We start from the raw sequence: 13753 nt of genomic DNA, 5'->3' as shown, positions 1-13753 counted from the left end.
TAACCGGTGGAAGGGGAGGTTTAAAACGCCTGCGCTTCGATGTCCCAGCGGAATTTTTTTAACTTCAGTGTTGAAAAGTTGAACGGGGATTGAAATGAAAAAACTTCTCGCCTTGGTGTTGATAGGGCTCCTCGTTCTCGTGAGCGGGTGCCTCGGTTCGACGCCGACGGCTTCACCCACGCAACAGCAACCTTCAACCGCGTATTCCCAGTCCGGCGGAAGTTCCAACGTCACGCATTCCCAGGGCTCCCCGTCAAACACATCGAACGTTTCCCTGGCCGTACCAGCTCCGGACTTTGCCCCGGCCGAAGTAAACCTCTCCAACAGGGTTCACATTGAGATTGACCCACGCCTTGAGCTCGTCCAGATAATATACTTCCTCTCAAATTCCGACTGGTACAGGAAGCATGTCAGCCCATACCGCGCGGGCGCCAACCTGTACAACTACCCGTACATGAAAGACGTCATGAACTACTTCGGGAACTATACCAACGCCACCGCCGTTCAAATGGTCCCGACGATGGTAGAGCAGGGTTTGGCATACGACGCTATTCCAGAGTTCGCCCTTCACCTGAACCCGGTCAACTTTTCAAGGGACATGAACTGGAGCGACATGCTCGAACTCAGGCCCTGGCTAAACACGAGCCTTCTTGACGAATTCGCGAGGGCGGTTGCCCAGTTCGCCAACGAGACAGACTTCTGGAGGTTCTACAACGAGCACAGAGCCTTTTACAACGAGACCCTCCGCGGGTTCGAAACGAACGGGGAGGAAATCCTTAACGTCACCCACTTCGAGGAGAACTTCTTCGGCGAGAACGCTTCCTCTTGGACGATAGTTCCGCTGACCCTGATTGCCTACAACGGCTTTGGTTATCACCTCGACCAGGGAGAAAAGAAGAAAATCTATGCATTCCTTGGGTTCGGCCGGATTGAGAACGGTATTCCCCGGGTGTACCTGAGCCGGGCGGGAATAACGTTCCTTGTCCACGAGTTCGCTCACAGCTTCGTTAATCCGGCGGTGGACAGGTATTACTACCTCTTCAAACCATACGAGTCGCTCTACGACCCGGTTAAGGAAAAGCTCAGCCTGATGGCGTACACGGACTTCAAGATAATGCTCTACGAGACCTTCGTCAGGGCCGTCGAGTCCTACTACCTCAACGTTACGGGGCATCCCGAGGAGGCACGTGATGACCTAATAAAAAATCAGAACCTCGGCTTTTACTTTATCAAGGACGTTTACAACGCCTACGTTAACGACTACATGAAGCACAGGGACGTTTACAAGAACTACACCGACTTCATGCCCGAGCTTGCGAAAGTTGTCGGGGCGGTTTACAACAGGACTGACGGAGGAAAGAGAGTCGAGCCCCCCACGACCGTGTACGACTTCCTGAAGAAGGCCAACGTAACGGGCGCAACCGTGGCTTACAGCCCAGGCTACTACTCCCGCAGGCTCGCCGAGAACGAGTACCGCTGGCTTTTGAGCCTCGGCATCAACGCGACTTTGAAGCCCGTCTCGGAGCTCACCGAGAAGGAACTCCGGGGCAACCTAATGCTGGTTCTCTACTCCAACAGCTCCCTTCTCAAGGAGCTTAACAAAAACGCACTCGTCACTGTGAACGGAAGCAAATTCTACAGCAGAGCGAGTGGGAAAACCTACACCGGCGAGCTGGAGGTCTTTGAGGTCTTCAAAAACCCGTGGAACGAAAGCTCAGTGGTCTACCTGACGGTTGGAACCGATGAAGGGGCTTTTTACAGCACCGGCTTTATACGCGAGTATTACCTGACGTACTTAATATTCTTCGTCCCTGCCGGCACCACCCTTGAGTGGGCCTGAGCGTAATCTTGAACTCTTTTCCATTTTTTCTCCAGCTCGGTATTGGCTGTCGGTGCAGACGCCGGAGAATGAGAGCGGTTATCAGCCCGTCAGACGGGATAAGAAAAAAGAACGCGAAATCAGACCTTTATTCCACCCATGACGAGGGCCATAACGGCCTTCTGGGCGTGGAGCCTGTTCTCGGCCTGGTCAAAGACGACGCTGTTCGGGCTGTCTATGACGTCGTCGGTAACTTCTTCGCCCCTGTGAGCCGGGAGGCAGTGCATGAAGATGTAGTCGGGCTTGGCGTGCTTGACGAGCTCCTTGTTGACCTGGAAGGGCATGAATATCTTCCTTCTCTCTTCAGCCTCGGCTTCCTGGCCCATTGACGCCCAGACGTCGGTGTAGATGACATCCGCGTCCTTGACGGCCTGAACCGGGTCGTGGAGGAGCTCGAAGCTTCCACCGCTCTCCGATGCGTTCTGCTCGGCCCACTTGATGACCCGCTCATCTGGCTCGTAGCCCTCGGGAGTTGCAACGACGACGTGAGCGCCAAGCTTGGTTCCGGCTATCATGAGCGAGTGAGCCACGTTGTTCCCGTCACCGACGTAGACTATCTTGAGGCCCTGAATCCTGCCCTTCTTCTCGAGTATGGTCTGGTAGTCAGCTAAGGCCTGGCACGGGTGGCTGAAGTCGCTCAGACCGTTGATGACAGGGACGCTCGCGTACTTGGCGAGGTCCTCAACGTCCTTGTGGTCGAAGACGCGAGCCATTATTCCGTCAACGTACCTGCTGAGAACGCGCGCGGTGTCGGCGATGGTCTCACCGCGCCTGAGCTGTAAATCGTTGGCGTTGAGGTAGAGGCCGTAGCCACCGAGCTGGTAGATTCCAACCTCGAAGGAAATCCTCGTCCTGGTCGAGGGCTTCTGGAAAATCATGGCGAGCGTTTTGCCCTCGAGAACGCGGTGGGGCTTTCCAATCTTGTTCCAAATCTTCATCATCTCGGCGGTCTTGAGAATAGTCTCAATCTCCTCCCTCGTGAAGTCCTGGAGGCAGAGAACGTCCCTTCCGGCAAGGCTAACCACCATGTGCATCACCGTTTAAGGCTGTTTCATGAATTTAATAACCCTTTCGTCGGAAAAACATCGGTTTTCCTGAAATTATTTGAAGCCACATCGTTTCTTCCTTTCCAAACGTAGACTTAAGCTCGCGAGAGGGTGCACTAAAATAAACCCCTCCTTTAACTCCCGTGCGTCAAAGCAAACCTAATAAGGTTGAGCGCCTTTGCCCGTTGGTGATTCTTGGCATGAGTGGAATCAGGGTCAGGCTCGTCAATTATACAAAAAAGCCACTCGAGACCGTCACATGGTCGGCCCTCATAAGCTACTGGGACGAATGGGAGAGCGAAGCCTTCGAGCGAACCACTGGGAAGGACGTTGAGATGCACCTTCCGAGGGTTCTCGGCTACGGCCACGAGTCAATACTTGAACACGCGGTCCTGACGTTCTCGGTGGAGGGCTGTTCCCGCGTTTGTAGCCATCAACTTGTCCGTCACAGGATAGCGAGCTACACCCAGCAGTCACAAAGATACATAAAATTGAACCCAAACGATGTTGAGGAGACCTTTGTAATCCCCGAGAGCGTCAGGGGAAGGCCGGAGCTCTACGAGAAGTGGAAAAAGCTGATGCGCGAAGCCATCAAGCTCTACGAGGAGAGCTACAAGGCCGGAATTCATCAGGAGGACGCGCGCTTCATTCTCCCCCAAGCGGTGCGGACGAAGATAGTCGTGACGATGAACCTGCGCGAGCTGAAGCACTTCTTCGGTCTTAGACTTTGCGAGAGGACCCAGTGGGAACTCCGTGAGGTTGCCTGGAAGATGCTGGAGGAGATTGCCAGAAACGAAGAGCTCAGACCTATTATCAGGTGGGCAAAGCTCGGGCCGAGGTGCATTCAGCTCGGCTACTGTCCGGAGAGGGAACTGATGCCACCGGGTTGCTGGAAGAGGACGAAAAAAAGGTGGGAAAAGGTTGCGAATCGTGAGTGATATTCCGCAGGATTTAAAAATCCCTCAACTGTCTTTTCTTCGTATTTAAAAAGGGGTGGACAAACGTGAAGTCGAAGAGCTTTGAAGTTGAACTGCCGTACGGGTGGGAGACACTCCAGGTCATACTCAGCGAGCCCGAAAAGACACTGCCGTTCTTCCCGTACTTCGAGAGCTTCCAAAACGGCCGGGTCAGGTTCAAAGTCCCGCGGTTCATCTTCAACTTCGGCTACGAGTTTGAGCTCGACGTGGGCATGGGTAGAGATGAAGCAATATACACATTCAGGGGGGACAAGGGAATCCTAACCGTTACGTTCAAGATGCAGGGGAGAAAGCTCAAGGTCACGGCAAGCTGGGCCGGCTTCGGGGAAACGTTCATGGGCAAACCCCTTGAGAACTTCGCAAAGGGTATAGCCGAGGCCATAAAGGAGTTCTGCTCGGCCGCGACGTGCCCGCTCGTCAGGTTCTCCGGAAGTGAAGGTGAAGTCGAACACATAACTCCAGAAACTGCGCCTGCATTGGTCAAGAGGATTGCATTGGAGCTGGGCAAAGATTTCATTCTCGAAGGCGAATCCGAGGATGGGACCTACCTCTCGATAAAGGTCGTAGATGGGAACCTGAAGGAACTCAGGGTCAGGCAGGGGATGAAGGAGTCAGTGATAGAGGCGGACGTCCCCGTCGTGGAACTCGGTCCGGAGCTCTTTGAGGGCCTTCCCCTGGACAGAAAGTTCAAAATTAGGGCAAGGAAGATATGAGGAGGTCAGCCAACGACCTCCCCGAAGGCAAAGCGTTCCTTCACACTTTTTATTTCAATCTGAACCTCTTCTCCAACATCGGTGTTCGGCACGAAAATCACGAAGCCCTTAATCCTGGCGATGCCGTCTCCGCCCTTTCCGAGGGCTTCAATCCGAACCTTGTAGCGCTCACCCCTCTTTACGGGAGGCTTCCTGGAGGGAAGGCTTTTCCGCTCCAACTCAGACACCACCAAAGGGTTTTCGAGAAATGAGGGAACGAGAAACTATAAAAAGCTTGCCAGAAGAAGGAGAATCCATATGGAAGCTCAAACTTCCCTCTCGACTTCCTCTATGGTCCTCTTGAGCTCGTCGTAGGCTTCTTCAAGCGATTCGGGGATGACCTTGGTGTCCGCTATTACCGGCATGAAGTTCGTGTCGCCGTTCCAGCGCGGGACTATGTGGAGGTGAACGTGGCTGTCTATCCCCGCACCGGCAACCCTGCCGAGGTTCACGCCGAGGTTGAAGCCGTCCGGGTTCATGGCCCTCTTTATCGCCCTAATCATGAGCTGGGTGAGCTTCATTATCTCGAGTAGCTCCTCGTCGGTCAGCTCCTCCCAGTTGGCGACGTGCCGGTAAGGGGCGACCATCACGTGGCCGGGGTTGTAGGGGTAGTTGTTCATTATGACGAAAGCCTTCTCTCCGCGGTAGAGGATTAGCCTCTCCCTGTCCCTGTTCTCCTTCGGGAAGTCGCAGAAGATACAGCCATCGTGCTTGGGTGAGCGTATGTACTCTATTCTCCACGGTGCCCACAGGACCTTCATTCTCACCACCGAAGGAAGAAAGGGAGAGGACTTAAAAACCTTACACCTCACAGCTCCACGCCCGAGAAAATCAGGACGAGGTAGACGACGTAGAGGACGAGGAAGTACGCTCCAACGCGCCTATCTATTCCGCCGGTTCTCTTCAGCGAAACTATCATCGGAATCATTGCAAAGAGCACGAGGAGGATTGTCAGCACGGAAGCTCCTGTCTGGATGGGTCTTATTACGGAGGCTATTCCAAGGACGACGAGAGCGTTCATTATGTTGGCGCCGATGATGTTGCCGACGCTTATACTCCCGCGCTCGCGCAGAGCCCCGTAGAGGGCGTTGGTCATTTCGGGAAGGGACGTTCCGATTGCGACGACGGTCGCTCCTATCACGAAGTCCGAGATTCCAAGGGCTTGGGCGATGTTCTTGCCACCGAAGACTACAGCCTCGGCACCGCCGACGAGGAAGAGGCCGAGGACGATTAGGAGAACGTAGTCGAGGGCAGTAACGTTCCCGCTCGGCTCCCAGTCGACCTCGCTCCTCGCGTGCTTCTTGAGGAGCCAGCGGAGGTAGACCGCGTAGGCAAGGAGGAGCAGAAGTCCGTCGAGCCGGCTGAGGGTGCCGTCGAGGGAAAGGAGGATTAGGAAGACGAGGGAGGCGAGCATGACGAGGGAGTTCTCGTAGGCCGATTTACCCGCTTTAAGGGGTCTAATCATCGAGGCGAGGCCGAGGATTAGGGCGATGTTGGCAAATATGCTTCCGAGGGCGTTTCCGAGGGCTATTCCGTTGACGCCCTGGTAGCTCGCGAGGGCGCTCGTCGTTATCTCTGGAAGGGTCGTTGAAAGGCTCACGAGGACGATGCTTATGACGAGGGGCGAGATTCCGGCCTTCCTCGCGACCTCGATTATCTTATCAGACAGTTTGTCCCCTGCAAGCACGAGAATCGCTATTCCAATGACTATTGAGAGCGTCCACACTGCGAACTCAAGCATTCTTCTCCCCCCGGAACACCTTCCCGGGAGCCGTTTAAAAGGTTGCCCAACAAACTTATTAACCGGCCCGACTAATCACCCCCGGTGATAGGTATGAAGAAGAGGAAGGGACTTCTCATAATCCTCGACGGTCTCGGCGACAGACCGATTAAAGAGTTTGGAGGAAAGACCCCTCTGGAGTACGCAAAGACTCCAAACATGGACAGGCTCGCTAAGATGGGAATCCTCGGCCAGCAGGACCCGATAAAGCCAGGCCAGCCAGCAGGGAGCGACACGGCCCATTTGAGCATCTTCGGCTACGACCCCTACAAGGTCTATCGCGGAAGGGGCTTCCTTGAGGCCCTCGGCGTCGGGTTGGATTTGGATGAGGACGATTTGGCCTTCAGGGTTAACTTCGCAACAATCGAGAACGGGATAATAGTTGACAGGAGGGCTGGAAGGATAAGCACCGAGGAAGCCCACGAGCTCGCGAAAGCTATTCAAGAGAAGGTAAAGCTCCCGGTTGACTTCATCTTCGTTGGGGCCACTGGCCACAGAGCTGTCTTAGTTCTCAAGGGCATGGCTTCCGGTTACCGCGTCGGCGAGAACGACCCCCATGAGGCCGGAAAGCCACCCCACAGGTTCACCTGGGAGGACGAGGAGAGCAAGAAGGTCGCGGAAATCCTTGAGGAGTTCGTCAGACAGGCCCATGAGGTCCTTGAGAAGCACCCAATCAACGAGAGGCGCAGGAAGGAGGGCAAGCCCCCGGCGAACTACCTCCTGATAAGGGGAGCCGGAACCTACCCGAACATTCCGATGAAGTTCACCGAGCAGTGGAAGGTCAGGGCCGGAGCCGTCATAGCGGTCTCGCTCGTCAAGGGCGTTGCGAGGGCGATAGGCTTCGACGTTTACACTCCGGAGGGGGCAACCGGCGAGTACAACACCGACGAGATGGCTAAAGCAAAGAAGACCGTCGAACTGCTCAAGGAGTACGACTTCGTGTTCCTTCACTTCAAGCCGACCGATGCTGCCGGCCACGACAACAACCCGAAGCTCAAGGCTGAGATGATTGAGAAGGCCGACAGGATGATAGGCTACATCATCGAGCACGTTGACCTTGAGGACGTGGTTATAGCGATAACCGGCGACCACTCAACTCCCTGCGAGGTCATGAACCACAGCGGGGACCCCGTTCCGGTTCTCATAGCCGGCGGTGGCGTCAGACCGGACTACACCGAGAGCTTCGGCGAGCGCGAGTGCATGCGTGGCGGGCTCGGCAGGATAAGGGGCCACGACATAGTGCCCATAATGATGGACCTCATGAACCGCTCCGAGAAGTTCGGAGCCTGACCCTTTTCTCCAAACTTCCCCTATTTAAACCGTGACGAGTCCCCACCGGATTTTCTGTCCGGATTTTCCTGGACGGGGTATTCTCCTTCCATTTTTATGGTGCTATTTTAGGCTCCCGAGTTACCGTTCTCAAGAACCGCAAACTTTATAAACCATCCGTGCATATGTAACATTGAAGTTACACATGGAGGAGGTTGAGAACATGAGAAAGATGTGGTTTGGATTGGGGCTGATTGCCCTGTTAATAGGAATGACCCTGGGAGGAGTCGCGGCGTGGCGAGGTCAGCCGGGACCCAACCCCTACGCGAGCCAGAGCACCCAGACGGCGCCCATGCTCAACAGCACGCTAACCACTTACTACGCACCCCTGAGCGAGGACGAGATTAACGGCCTGCTCTACATGGTTGAGGAGGAGAAGCTTGCCAGGGACGTTTACCTGACGCTCTACAACGAGACCGGCCTCGTCGTCTTCAGCAACATAGCCCAGAGCGAGCAGACCCATATGGACATGGTGCTCAGCCTTATAGAGAAGTACAACCTGACCGCCCCGGACACGCTCAACCAGGTCGGAGTCTTCCAGAACGAGGAGCTCCAGAACCTCTACGACCAGCTCGTCCAGATGGGAAGCCAGAGCACCGAGGACGCCCTTAAGGTCGGCGCCCTCATCGAGGAGACCGACATAAAGGACCTTGAGGACTGGATTGCCAAGACCGATAACGAGGACATCAAGACCGTTTACAGCAACCTCATGGCCGGCAGTGAGAACCACCTCAGGGCCTTCGTCGGCCAGCTCGATGCGATGGGCGTGAACTACACCGCCCAGGTGCTTCCGCAGGAGCAGGTTGACGAGATACTGAGCTCCGCACCGGCCCACGGAATGGGCAGTATGGGCGGAATGGGCCACGGCCACGGCGCCATGGGTGGTCAGATGAACACTGCCCAGGACGGCGGTATAACCAACACCATTACCAGCGCCTTCGCCCACGCCTGGAAGTGGATGAGGGGATTCCTTGGAAGGTTTGGCATCTGAAGCCTTTCATTTCTTTTCGTCAAGAGCTAAAACAGACGGCGTGATTCGGTGGTGAAAATGCCGAGGGGATTCGGACCGGTAATGGGTCCAATGCACGGGAGGAGGGGATTCGGCTTCGGCTGGCTGTTCCTCCCCTTCGCCCTGCTGATAATATTCGCCAAGCTGGCTTTCCTGCTCCTGCCCTTCATCGTGATAGGGCTCATAATATACGCGTTGATGAGGTGAAAAAGATGCTCTGTATAGGAAAATGCCCACCGGAGGTGGTCCAATGAGGGCCTCCGCACTCCTTAGGGGAGTCGTTGACCTGCTCCTCCTGATAGTCTTCGTGGCGATAGCGATAACGGGAATAGGCCTGTACCTGGCGCCCAGCGGAAGGATAGCGGACAGCATCGGGTGGACGTTCCTTGGAATGGACAAGGACACGCTGACCAACGTTCACACCTACCTTGGCTTCGTCATGATTGGTCTCGTGGCAGTCCACCTGGCCGTTGGCTTCAAGAGCATGTGGGTCATGCTGAAGTCCGCGTTCAAGAGCTCCAAGGTAAAGGTCATCGCGGGATTGATAATACCCCTCCTGCTCCTCGCGGGAGGATACCAGGCCTTTTCGGCCTACGTTGGTAGCGAAGAGGGCGACACAACCGCAGACTCCTACTACGAGGAGTCAACCAACTCAACGGTCTACATAACGGGAACTATGATGAAGTACTACACCGTTCAGGAGCTCGCCAACGAGTTCAACGTCTCGACGGACGCGCTGATAGAGAAGCTGAAGGAGAAGGGAATAGAGGCGACCCCCGACGAGAAGCTGGCTGAGATTGAGTACAAGTACGACCTGGACAGGGAGGAGTTCAAGGCCATGTTGGAGGAGATTATAACCGAACTCCGGGGTGAGAGTGGATGAAAAAGATGAGCTTCCTGCTCGTTGCCCTGCTCCTCCTGGCCACGGTTGGGGCCGGGTGTATAACGAGCACGGATACGAGCACTACGACAAGTTCCGGCACGATGGGGCCTCCGGAGGATAAGGGCTACGGCGCCGGGGCGAGTCCAGAGGGGACGATGGTAAACGTCTCCGCGTATCCTATTCAAAACCTGAGCCAAGACGAGATTGAGGCAATCCTCTACATGAGGGAGGAAGAAAAGCTCGCGAGGGACGTCTATCTCACACTCTACAACGAGACCGGCCTTCCGATATTCAACAACATAGCAAGAAGCGAGCAGACGCACATGGACATGGTGCTTGAACTCATAAAGAAGTACAACCTTACCGACCCCGTTGCAGGGATGGGAGTTGGAGAGTTCAACAGCACGGAGATGCAGGAACTCTATGAAAAGCTCGTTGCCCAGGGAAGCGAAAGCGAGGTCGAGGCGCTCAAAGTGGGGGCGCTCATAGAGGAGATTGACATCAAGGACCTCGACGAGTGGCTCAAGAGGACGGACAACGAGGACATAAAAGCGGTGTTCGAGAGCCTGAGGAGCGGAAGTGAAAACCACCTGAGGGCGTTCACCAGGTTGCTTCAGAACAGGTATGGAGTCACCTACACGCCCCAGGTGTTGAGTGAAGAGGAATACAAAAGTATAGTGGGCTGAGCGGAAAGCTTTTATCTCTTCTTTTCCTATCCCCTCCAGGCCCAATCAGCGGTGTTGACCATGGTCCAGAGCGTCGAGGAGCTGGCAAAGGTATGCGATGCACTCTCCAACCCAGTCAGGGTTAAGATACTCAAGCTACTCTGTGAAAAAGAGTGGTACGTTTACGAGCTCGCCAAAACCCTTGGAATATCGAGGCAACTCCTGTATCTCCACCTCAAAAAGCTTGAGAAGGCAGGACTCGTCGAGAGCGAGCTCCGCCTTGAGCCAGATGACCCGAGGGCCAAGAAGTACTACCGGGCCAGGCCCTTCAAGCTCGTCATAGACAACGACGTGGTAAAGAACCTGGAGGGATGAAAATGCCCTGGGGAGGTGAGCATATGTCGACCCCAAGCGGATGGATAAGCATAATCCTCGGTCTGATTATACTCGTCGTGCTCATATTCGCGTTCTACCAGGTAAACAAGACCCTGAACGAGTTCAAGGTCGAGCTGGAGAAGCTGAAGAACGCCCTTGAGGAAACCAGGAGGAACACCGAGGAAGTCCGGAAGAAGCTCGAAGAGGTTTGATTCCACAACTTTATGACATAGATTTTAGCGTTCAAACGGAAACCTTAAAAGGGGTTAAACGCTTCTATTTTATTAGGTGATAGCGTGGGTGCCCTTCGAGACCCTAAGGTCATCGGCTCTGACAGGGTAACCGCCATAGGCCTCGGCACCTGGGGAATAGGTGGCTACGAGAGCCCCGACTACTCCCGGGACGAGGAGAGCGTTGAGGTTCTCCGATACGGCCTCGAACTCGGGATTAACCTCATAGACACCGCCGAGTTCTACGGTGCCGGCCACTCGGAGGAGCTCGTAGGCAAGGCAATTAAGGGCTTTGACAGAGACGAGCTCTTCATCATCAGCAAGGTCTGGCCCACGAACTTCGGCTACGAGAGGGCGAAGAAAGCGGTAAGGGCGAGCGCGAAAAGACTGGGCACCTACATTGACCTGCACCTCCTCCACTGGCCCGGAACCGAGTGGCGGAAGATAGAAGAGACCCTCCACGCCCTTGAGGAGCTGGTTGATGAGGGGGTCATAAGATACATCGGCGTCAGCAACTTTGACTTGGAGCTTTTGAAACGTTCTCAGGAGGCGATGAGGAAGTACGAAATCGTTGCCAACGAGGTGAAGTATTCGCTCCGCGACCGCTGGCCCGAAACGAGCGGTCTGCTCGACTACACGAAGAAGGAAAAGATTGCGCTGATAGCCTACACCCCGCTGGAGAAGGGTTTCCTCGCGAGGAACCCGTGCCTGGCCGAGATTGGGAGAAAATACGGAAAAACATCGGCCCAGGTCGCGCTCAACTACCTCATCTGGGAGGAGAACGTTATAGCAATTCCCAAGGCCGGCAGGAAGGAACACGTGGAAGAGAATGCCGGCGCTATGGGCTGGAGGTTGAGTGTGGAGGATAGGGAGAAAGCTAGGAGGTGTGTTTGATGTACGGATACAAGAACCGGATAGCGAGGGTGAACCTGACCGAGGGAAAGGTCACCTACGAGGAACTGCCCGACGAGATGATAAGGAAGTTCGTCGGCGGAAAGGGCCTCGGCTACTACCTGATTTACCGGGAGGTTCCGCCGGGAACCGACCCGCTCAGCCCGGCCAACAAGTTCGTCTTCGCCACCGGTGGATTAACCGGCCTGATTCCGGGTTCGAGCAAGGTCATAGCCGTTAGCAAGAGCCCCGAGACGAGACTAATCAGCGATTCAAGCGGTGGAGACGCCTTCGGACCCAAGCTCAAGGGACACTTCGATGCGATAATCATCGAGGGGAAGGCGGAAGAGCCAGTTTACCTGTACGTCCACGATGGAGAAGTCGAAATCAGGGATGCAAAGCACCTCTGGGGCAAGGGCAACTATGAGGTTGCCAAAGAACTCTGGAAGGAGCACCCGAAGGCCAGCATGGCGATGATTGGCCCGGCCGGCGAGAGGCTCAGCAGGATTGCCAACGTGATTTACGACACCGAGCGCGCGAGCGGAAGGGGCGGTCTCGGAGCAGTCCTCGGGAGCAAGAAGGTTAAAGCCGTTGTAGTTGAGCCCGGGGAGAAGCCACCGGTTGCCAGCCCTGAGGAGTTCCAGAAACTGTGGCAGGAGTTCTACGAGCACTTTGCGACCGACCCGAAGTACGAGCACCTGAGGAACTACGGGACGAGCGACGGAGTTAGGAGTTCCGCCTCGCTCGGAATGAGCCCGGCCTACAACTTCTCAAGGCCATACATTCCGGAGGAGCTGGCGGAGAGGCTGAGCGGGGACGAGGTCAAGAAGTACGAGGTGGAGCCGGAGTGGTTCGTCCACGGCAAGAGCTGTCCGATTAAGTGCGCCAGGTATGTAGAGGTCGAATACAAGGGCAGGAAAATCCGCGTAAAGCCCGAGTACGAGAGCATCGCAATGCTTGGAGCGGCGACCGGAGTGTTCAACTTTCCAGCGGTGGCCTACTTCAACTGGCTCGTCAACAACCTCGGCCTCGACAGCATAGCGACGGGAGCGACGATAGGCTGGTTCTTCGAGCTGGTCGAGAGGGGTCTCATAAGCGAGGAAGAGATAGGCTTCCCTGTCAAGGGCTTCGGCGACGAGGAAGCCGAGGAAAAGCTCATCAAGCTGATAGCCGAGAGGAAGGGCATCGGAGCGATTCTTGCCGATGGCGTAAAGAGGGCCTGCGAGAGGCTCGGTAGGGGTTGCGAGTTCGCGGTGCACGTGAAGGGCATGGAAAGTCCAGCCTGGGACCCGCGCGGAAGGAGAACCTACGCGCTCAGCTACGCCACCGCCGACGTTGGGGCGTCTCACCTGAGGGGCTGGCCGAGACCGCATCAGCTACCGAACCAGGGGCCGGCGAAGGAACTCGTGCCTTCGCTCATAGAGGGCAGGGACGAGAGCTACATCACCGACATGCTCGGAACGTGCAAGTTCGTGTCCTACAAGATGGAGGACCTTGCCAAGTTCTACTCGCTCGCAACCGGGGAGGAGTGGACGGTCGAAAGGCTCAGGAAGGTAGCTCAGGCGGTAGAGAGCATAGCCAGAATCCACGACGCCCTCGACTGGGTGACGCCTCCGCTCGACGATACGATTCCCCCGCGCTGGTGGGAGCCGGAGCCGGACGGGCCGGCCAAGGGCAACAAGGCCTTCATCGACTACAACGACTTCCTTGAGGCGAGGAGAGAGTTCTACAGGCTTAGGGGCTGGCACGAGGAGCTCGGCGTTCCGTTGCCGGAGACGATGGAGGAGCTCGGCTATCCTGAGTTCAAGGAAGACGCGGAGCGGGCTTTGGAAGTTGTGAAGAAGAGAATGGGCATGGAGTGAGCCCCAATACCTTTTATTTTTGCATGACTATGACGAACTGACATTAACACAAACCTGCTGTTTTTCAGTCTGGAA

General features: G+C 55.6%; 16 protein-coding genes. 12 read left to right on the top strand and 4 right to left on the bottom strand.

All coding sequences use genetic code 11. From position 1 onward, the window contains the following. Positions 1-118 precede the first annotated feature (118 nt). Positions 119-1840: a DUF4932 domain-containing protein gene (locus E3E28_RS07975; RefSeq protein WP_167914658.1), complete on the top strand. Its 1722-nt coding sequence runs from the start codon at positions 119-121 to the stop codon at positions 1838-1840. A gap of 119 nt (positions 1841-1959) precedes the next feature. Here E3E28_RS07975 and argF read toward each other — a convergent pair whose 3' ends face one another. Next, positions 1960-2907, bottom strand: a complete 948-nt coding sequence (argF, locus tag E3E28_RS07970; RefSeq protein WP_167915338.1) for an ornithine carbamoyltransferase — start codon at positions 2905-2907, stop codon at positions 1960-1962. Positions 2908-3125: 218 nt separating this feature from the next. Here argF and thyX point away from each other — a divergent pair, with 218 nt between their 5' ends. Both thyX and E3E28_RS07960 read left to right on the top strand, forming a co-directional pair. After that, a complete protein-coding gene (thyX, locus tag E3E28_RS07965; RefSeq protein ID WP_167915337.1) occupies positions 3126-3863 on the top strand; it encodes an FAD-dependent thymidylate synthase in 738 nt (245 codons plus the stop codon). A 65-nt stretch (positions 3864-3928) separates the two neighbouring features. Continuing rightward, positions 3929-4615: a hypothetical protein gene (locus E3E28_RS07960; RefSeq protein WP_167914657.1), complete on the top strand. Its 687-nt coding sequence runs from the start codon at positions 3929-3931 to the stop codon at positions 4613-4615. A gap of 5 nt (positions 4616-4620) precedes the next feature. Here the strand turns inward: E3E28_RS07960 and E3E28_RS07955 are convergent, their stop codons facing one another. The 3 genes from E3E28_RS07955 to E3E28_RS07945 all read right to left on the bottom strand — a co-directional run bounded on the left by E3E28_RS07955 (position 4621) and on the right by E3E28_RS07945 (position 6395). Then, the gene (locus tag E3E28_RS07955; RefSeq protein WP_342764486.1) at positions 4621-4845 is read right to left on the bottom strand and encodes a TRAM domain-containing protein; all 225 of its coding nucleotides are present in this window, start codon (positions 4843-4845) and stop codon (positions 4621-4623) included. Positions 4846-4920: 75 nt separating this feature from the next. Continuing rightward, positions 4921-5415, bottom strand: a complete 495-nt coding sequence (locus E3E28_RS07950) for an HIT domain-containing protein (protein WP_167915335.1) — start codon at positions 5413-5415, stop codon at positions 4921-4923. Positions 5416-5462: 47 nt separating this feature from the next. Then, positions 5463-6395 carry a sodium:calcium antiporter gene (locus E3E28_RS07945; RefSeq protein ID WP_167914656.1) on the bottom strand — a complete coding sequence of 311 codons (933 nt, stop codon included), beginning with the start codon at positions 6393-6395 and terminating at the stop codon, positions 5463-5465. A gap of 93 nt (positions 6396-6488) precedes the next feature. Between E3E28_RS07945 and E3E28_RS07940 the strand changes: the two genes are divergently transcribed. The 9 genes from E3E28_RS07940 (at position 6489) to E3E28_RS07900 (ending at position 13678) form a co-directional block, all read left to right on the top strand. Then, positions 6489-7724 (top strand): 2,3-bisphosphoglycerate-independent phosphoglycerate mutase, encoded by a 1236-nt coding sequence (locus E3E28_RS07940; protein ID WP_167915334.1) that lies wholly within the window; start codon positions 6489-6491, stop codon positions 7722-7724. Positions 7725-7926: 202 nt separating this feature from the next. Next, positions 7927-8754: a DUF2202 domain-containing protein gene (locus E3E28_RS07935; protein ID WP_167915333.1), complete on the top strand. Its 828-nt coding sequence runs from the start codon at positions 7927-7929 to the stop codon at positions 8752-8754. Between the two features lie 51 nt (positions 8755-8805). Next, entirely contained in the window at positions 8806-8979 is a 174-nt protein-coding gene (locus E3E28_RS07930; protein WP_167913541.1) for a hypothetical protein, read from the top strand. A 43-nt stretch (positions 8980-9022) separates the two neighbouring features. Further along, positions 9023-9655 (top strand): translation initiation factor IF-2 N-terminal domain-containing protein, encoded by a 633-nt coding sequence (locus E3E28_RS07925; RefSeq protein ID WP_167914655.1) that lies wholly within the window; start codon positions 9023-9025, stop codon positions 9653-9655. Then, on the top strand, positions 9652-10341 hold the full coding sequence (locus E3E28_RS07920; protein ID WP_167914654.1) for a DUF2202 domain-containing protein: 690 nt from the start codon (positions 9652-9654) through the stop codon (positions 10339-10341). The genes E3E28_RS07925 and E3E28_RS07920 overlap by 4 nt, the downstream gene beginning before the upstream one ends. 60 nt (positions 10342-10401) lie before the next feature. Then, entirely contained in the window at positions 10402-10695 is a 294-nt protein-coding gene (locus tag E3E28_RS07915; protein WP_042689112.1) for a winged helix-turn-helix domain-containing protein, read from the top strand. Between the two features lie 23 nt (positions 10696-10718). Then, positions 10719-10907, top strand: coding sequence for a hypothetical protein (locus tag E3E28_RS07910; RefSeq protein ID WP_042689110.1), 189 nt, complete (start codon positions 10719-10721; stop codon positions 10905-10907). 84 nt (positions 10908-10991) lie between these two features. Then, positions 10992-11819, top strand: a complete 828-nt coding sequence (locus E3E28_RS07905; protein ID WP_167914653.1) for an aldo/keto reductase — start codon at positions 10992-10994, stop codon at positions 11817-11819. Next, positions 11819-13678, top strand: a complete 1860-nt coding sequence (locus E3E28_RS07900; RefSeq protein WP_167914652.1) for an aldehyde ferredoxin oxidoreductase family protein — start codon at positions 11819-11821, stop codon at positions 13676-13678. The genes E3E28_RS07905 and E3E28_RS07900 overlap by 1 nt, the downstream gene beginning before the upstream one ends. The last annotated feature ends 75 nt before the right edge of the window (positions 13679-13753 follow it).

Source organism: Thermococcus sp. 21S9 (genome assembly GCF_012027635.1).
Taxonomy (GTDB): Archaea; Methanobacteriota_B; Thermococci; order Thermococcales; family Thermococcaceae; genus Thermococcus.
This window is presented reverse-complemented; position numbering and strand designations above follow the sequence as displayed.

What these genes read in the sequence shown, in the direction of transcription:
- argF (WP_167915338.1), bottom strand. Translation starts at nt 2,907, where the DNA reads ATGGTGGTTAGCCTTGCCGGAAGGGACGTTCTCTGCCTCCAGGACTTC.
- thyX (WP_167915337.1), top strand. Translation starts at nt 3,126, where the DNA reads ATGAGTGGAATCAGGGTCAGGCTCGTCAATTATACAAAAAAGCCACTC.
- E3E28_RS07950 (WP_167915335.1), bottom strand. Translation starts at nt 5,415, where the DNA reads ATGAAGGTCCTGTGGGCACCGTGGAGAATAGAGTACATACGCTCACCC.
- E3E28_RS07945 (WP_167914656.1), bottom strand. Translation starts at nt 6,395, where the DNA reads ATGCTTGAGTTCGCAGTGTGGACGCTCTCAATAGTCATTGGAATAGCG.
- E3E28_RS07940 (WP_167915334.1), top strand. Translation starts at nt 6,489, where the DNA reads ATGAAGAAGAGGAAGGGACTTCTCATAATCCTCGACGGTCTCGGCGAC.
- E3E28_RS07935 (WP_167915333.1), top strand. Translation starts at nt 7,927, where the DNA reads ATGAGAAAGATGTGGTTTGGATTGGGGCTGATTGCCCTGTTAATAGGA.
- E3E28_RS07925 (WP_167914655.1), top strand. Translation starts at nt 9,023, where the DNA reads ATGAGGGCCTCCGCACTCCTTAGGGGAGTCGTTGACCTGCTCCTCCTG.
- E3E28_RS07920 (WP_167914654.1), top strand. Translation starts at nt 9,652, where the DNA reads ATGAAAAAGATGAGCTTCCTGCTCGTTGCCCTGCTCCTCCTGGCCACG.
- E3E28_RS07915 (WP_042689112.1), top strand. Translation starts at nt 10,402, where the DNA reads ATGGTCCAGAGCGTCGAGGAGCTGGCAAAGGTATGCGATGCACTCTCC.
- E3E28_RS07910 (WP_042689110.1), top strand. Translation starts at nt 10,719, where the DNA reads ATGTCGACCCCAAGCGGATGGATAAGCATAATCCTCGGTCTGATTATA.
- E3E28_RS07900 (WP_167914652.1), top strand. Translation starts at nt 11,819, where the DNA reads ATGTACGGATACAAGAACCGGATAGCGAGGGTGAACCTGACCGAGGGA.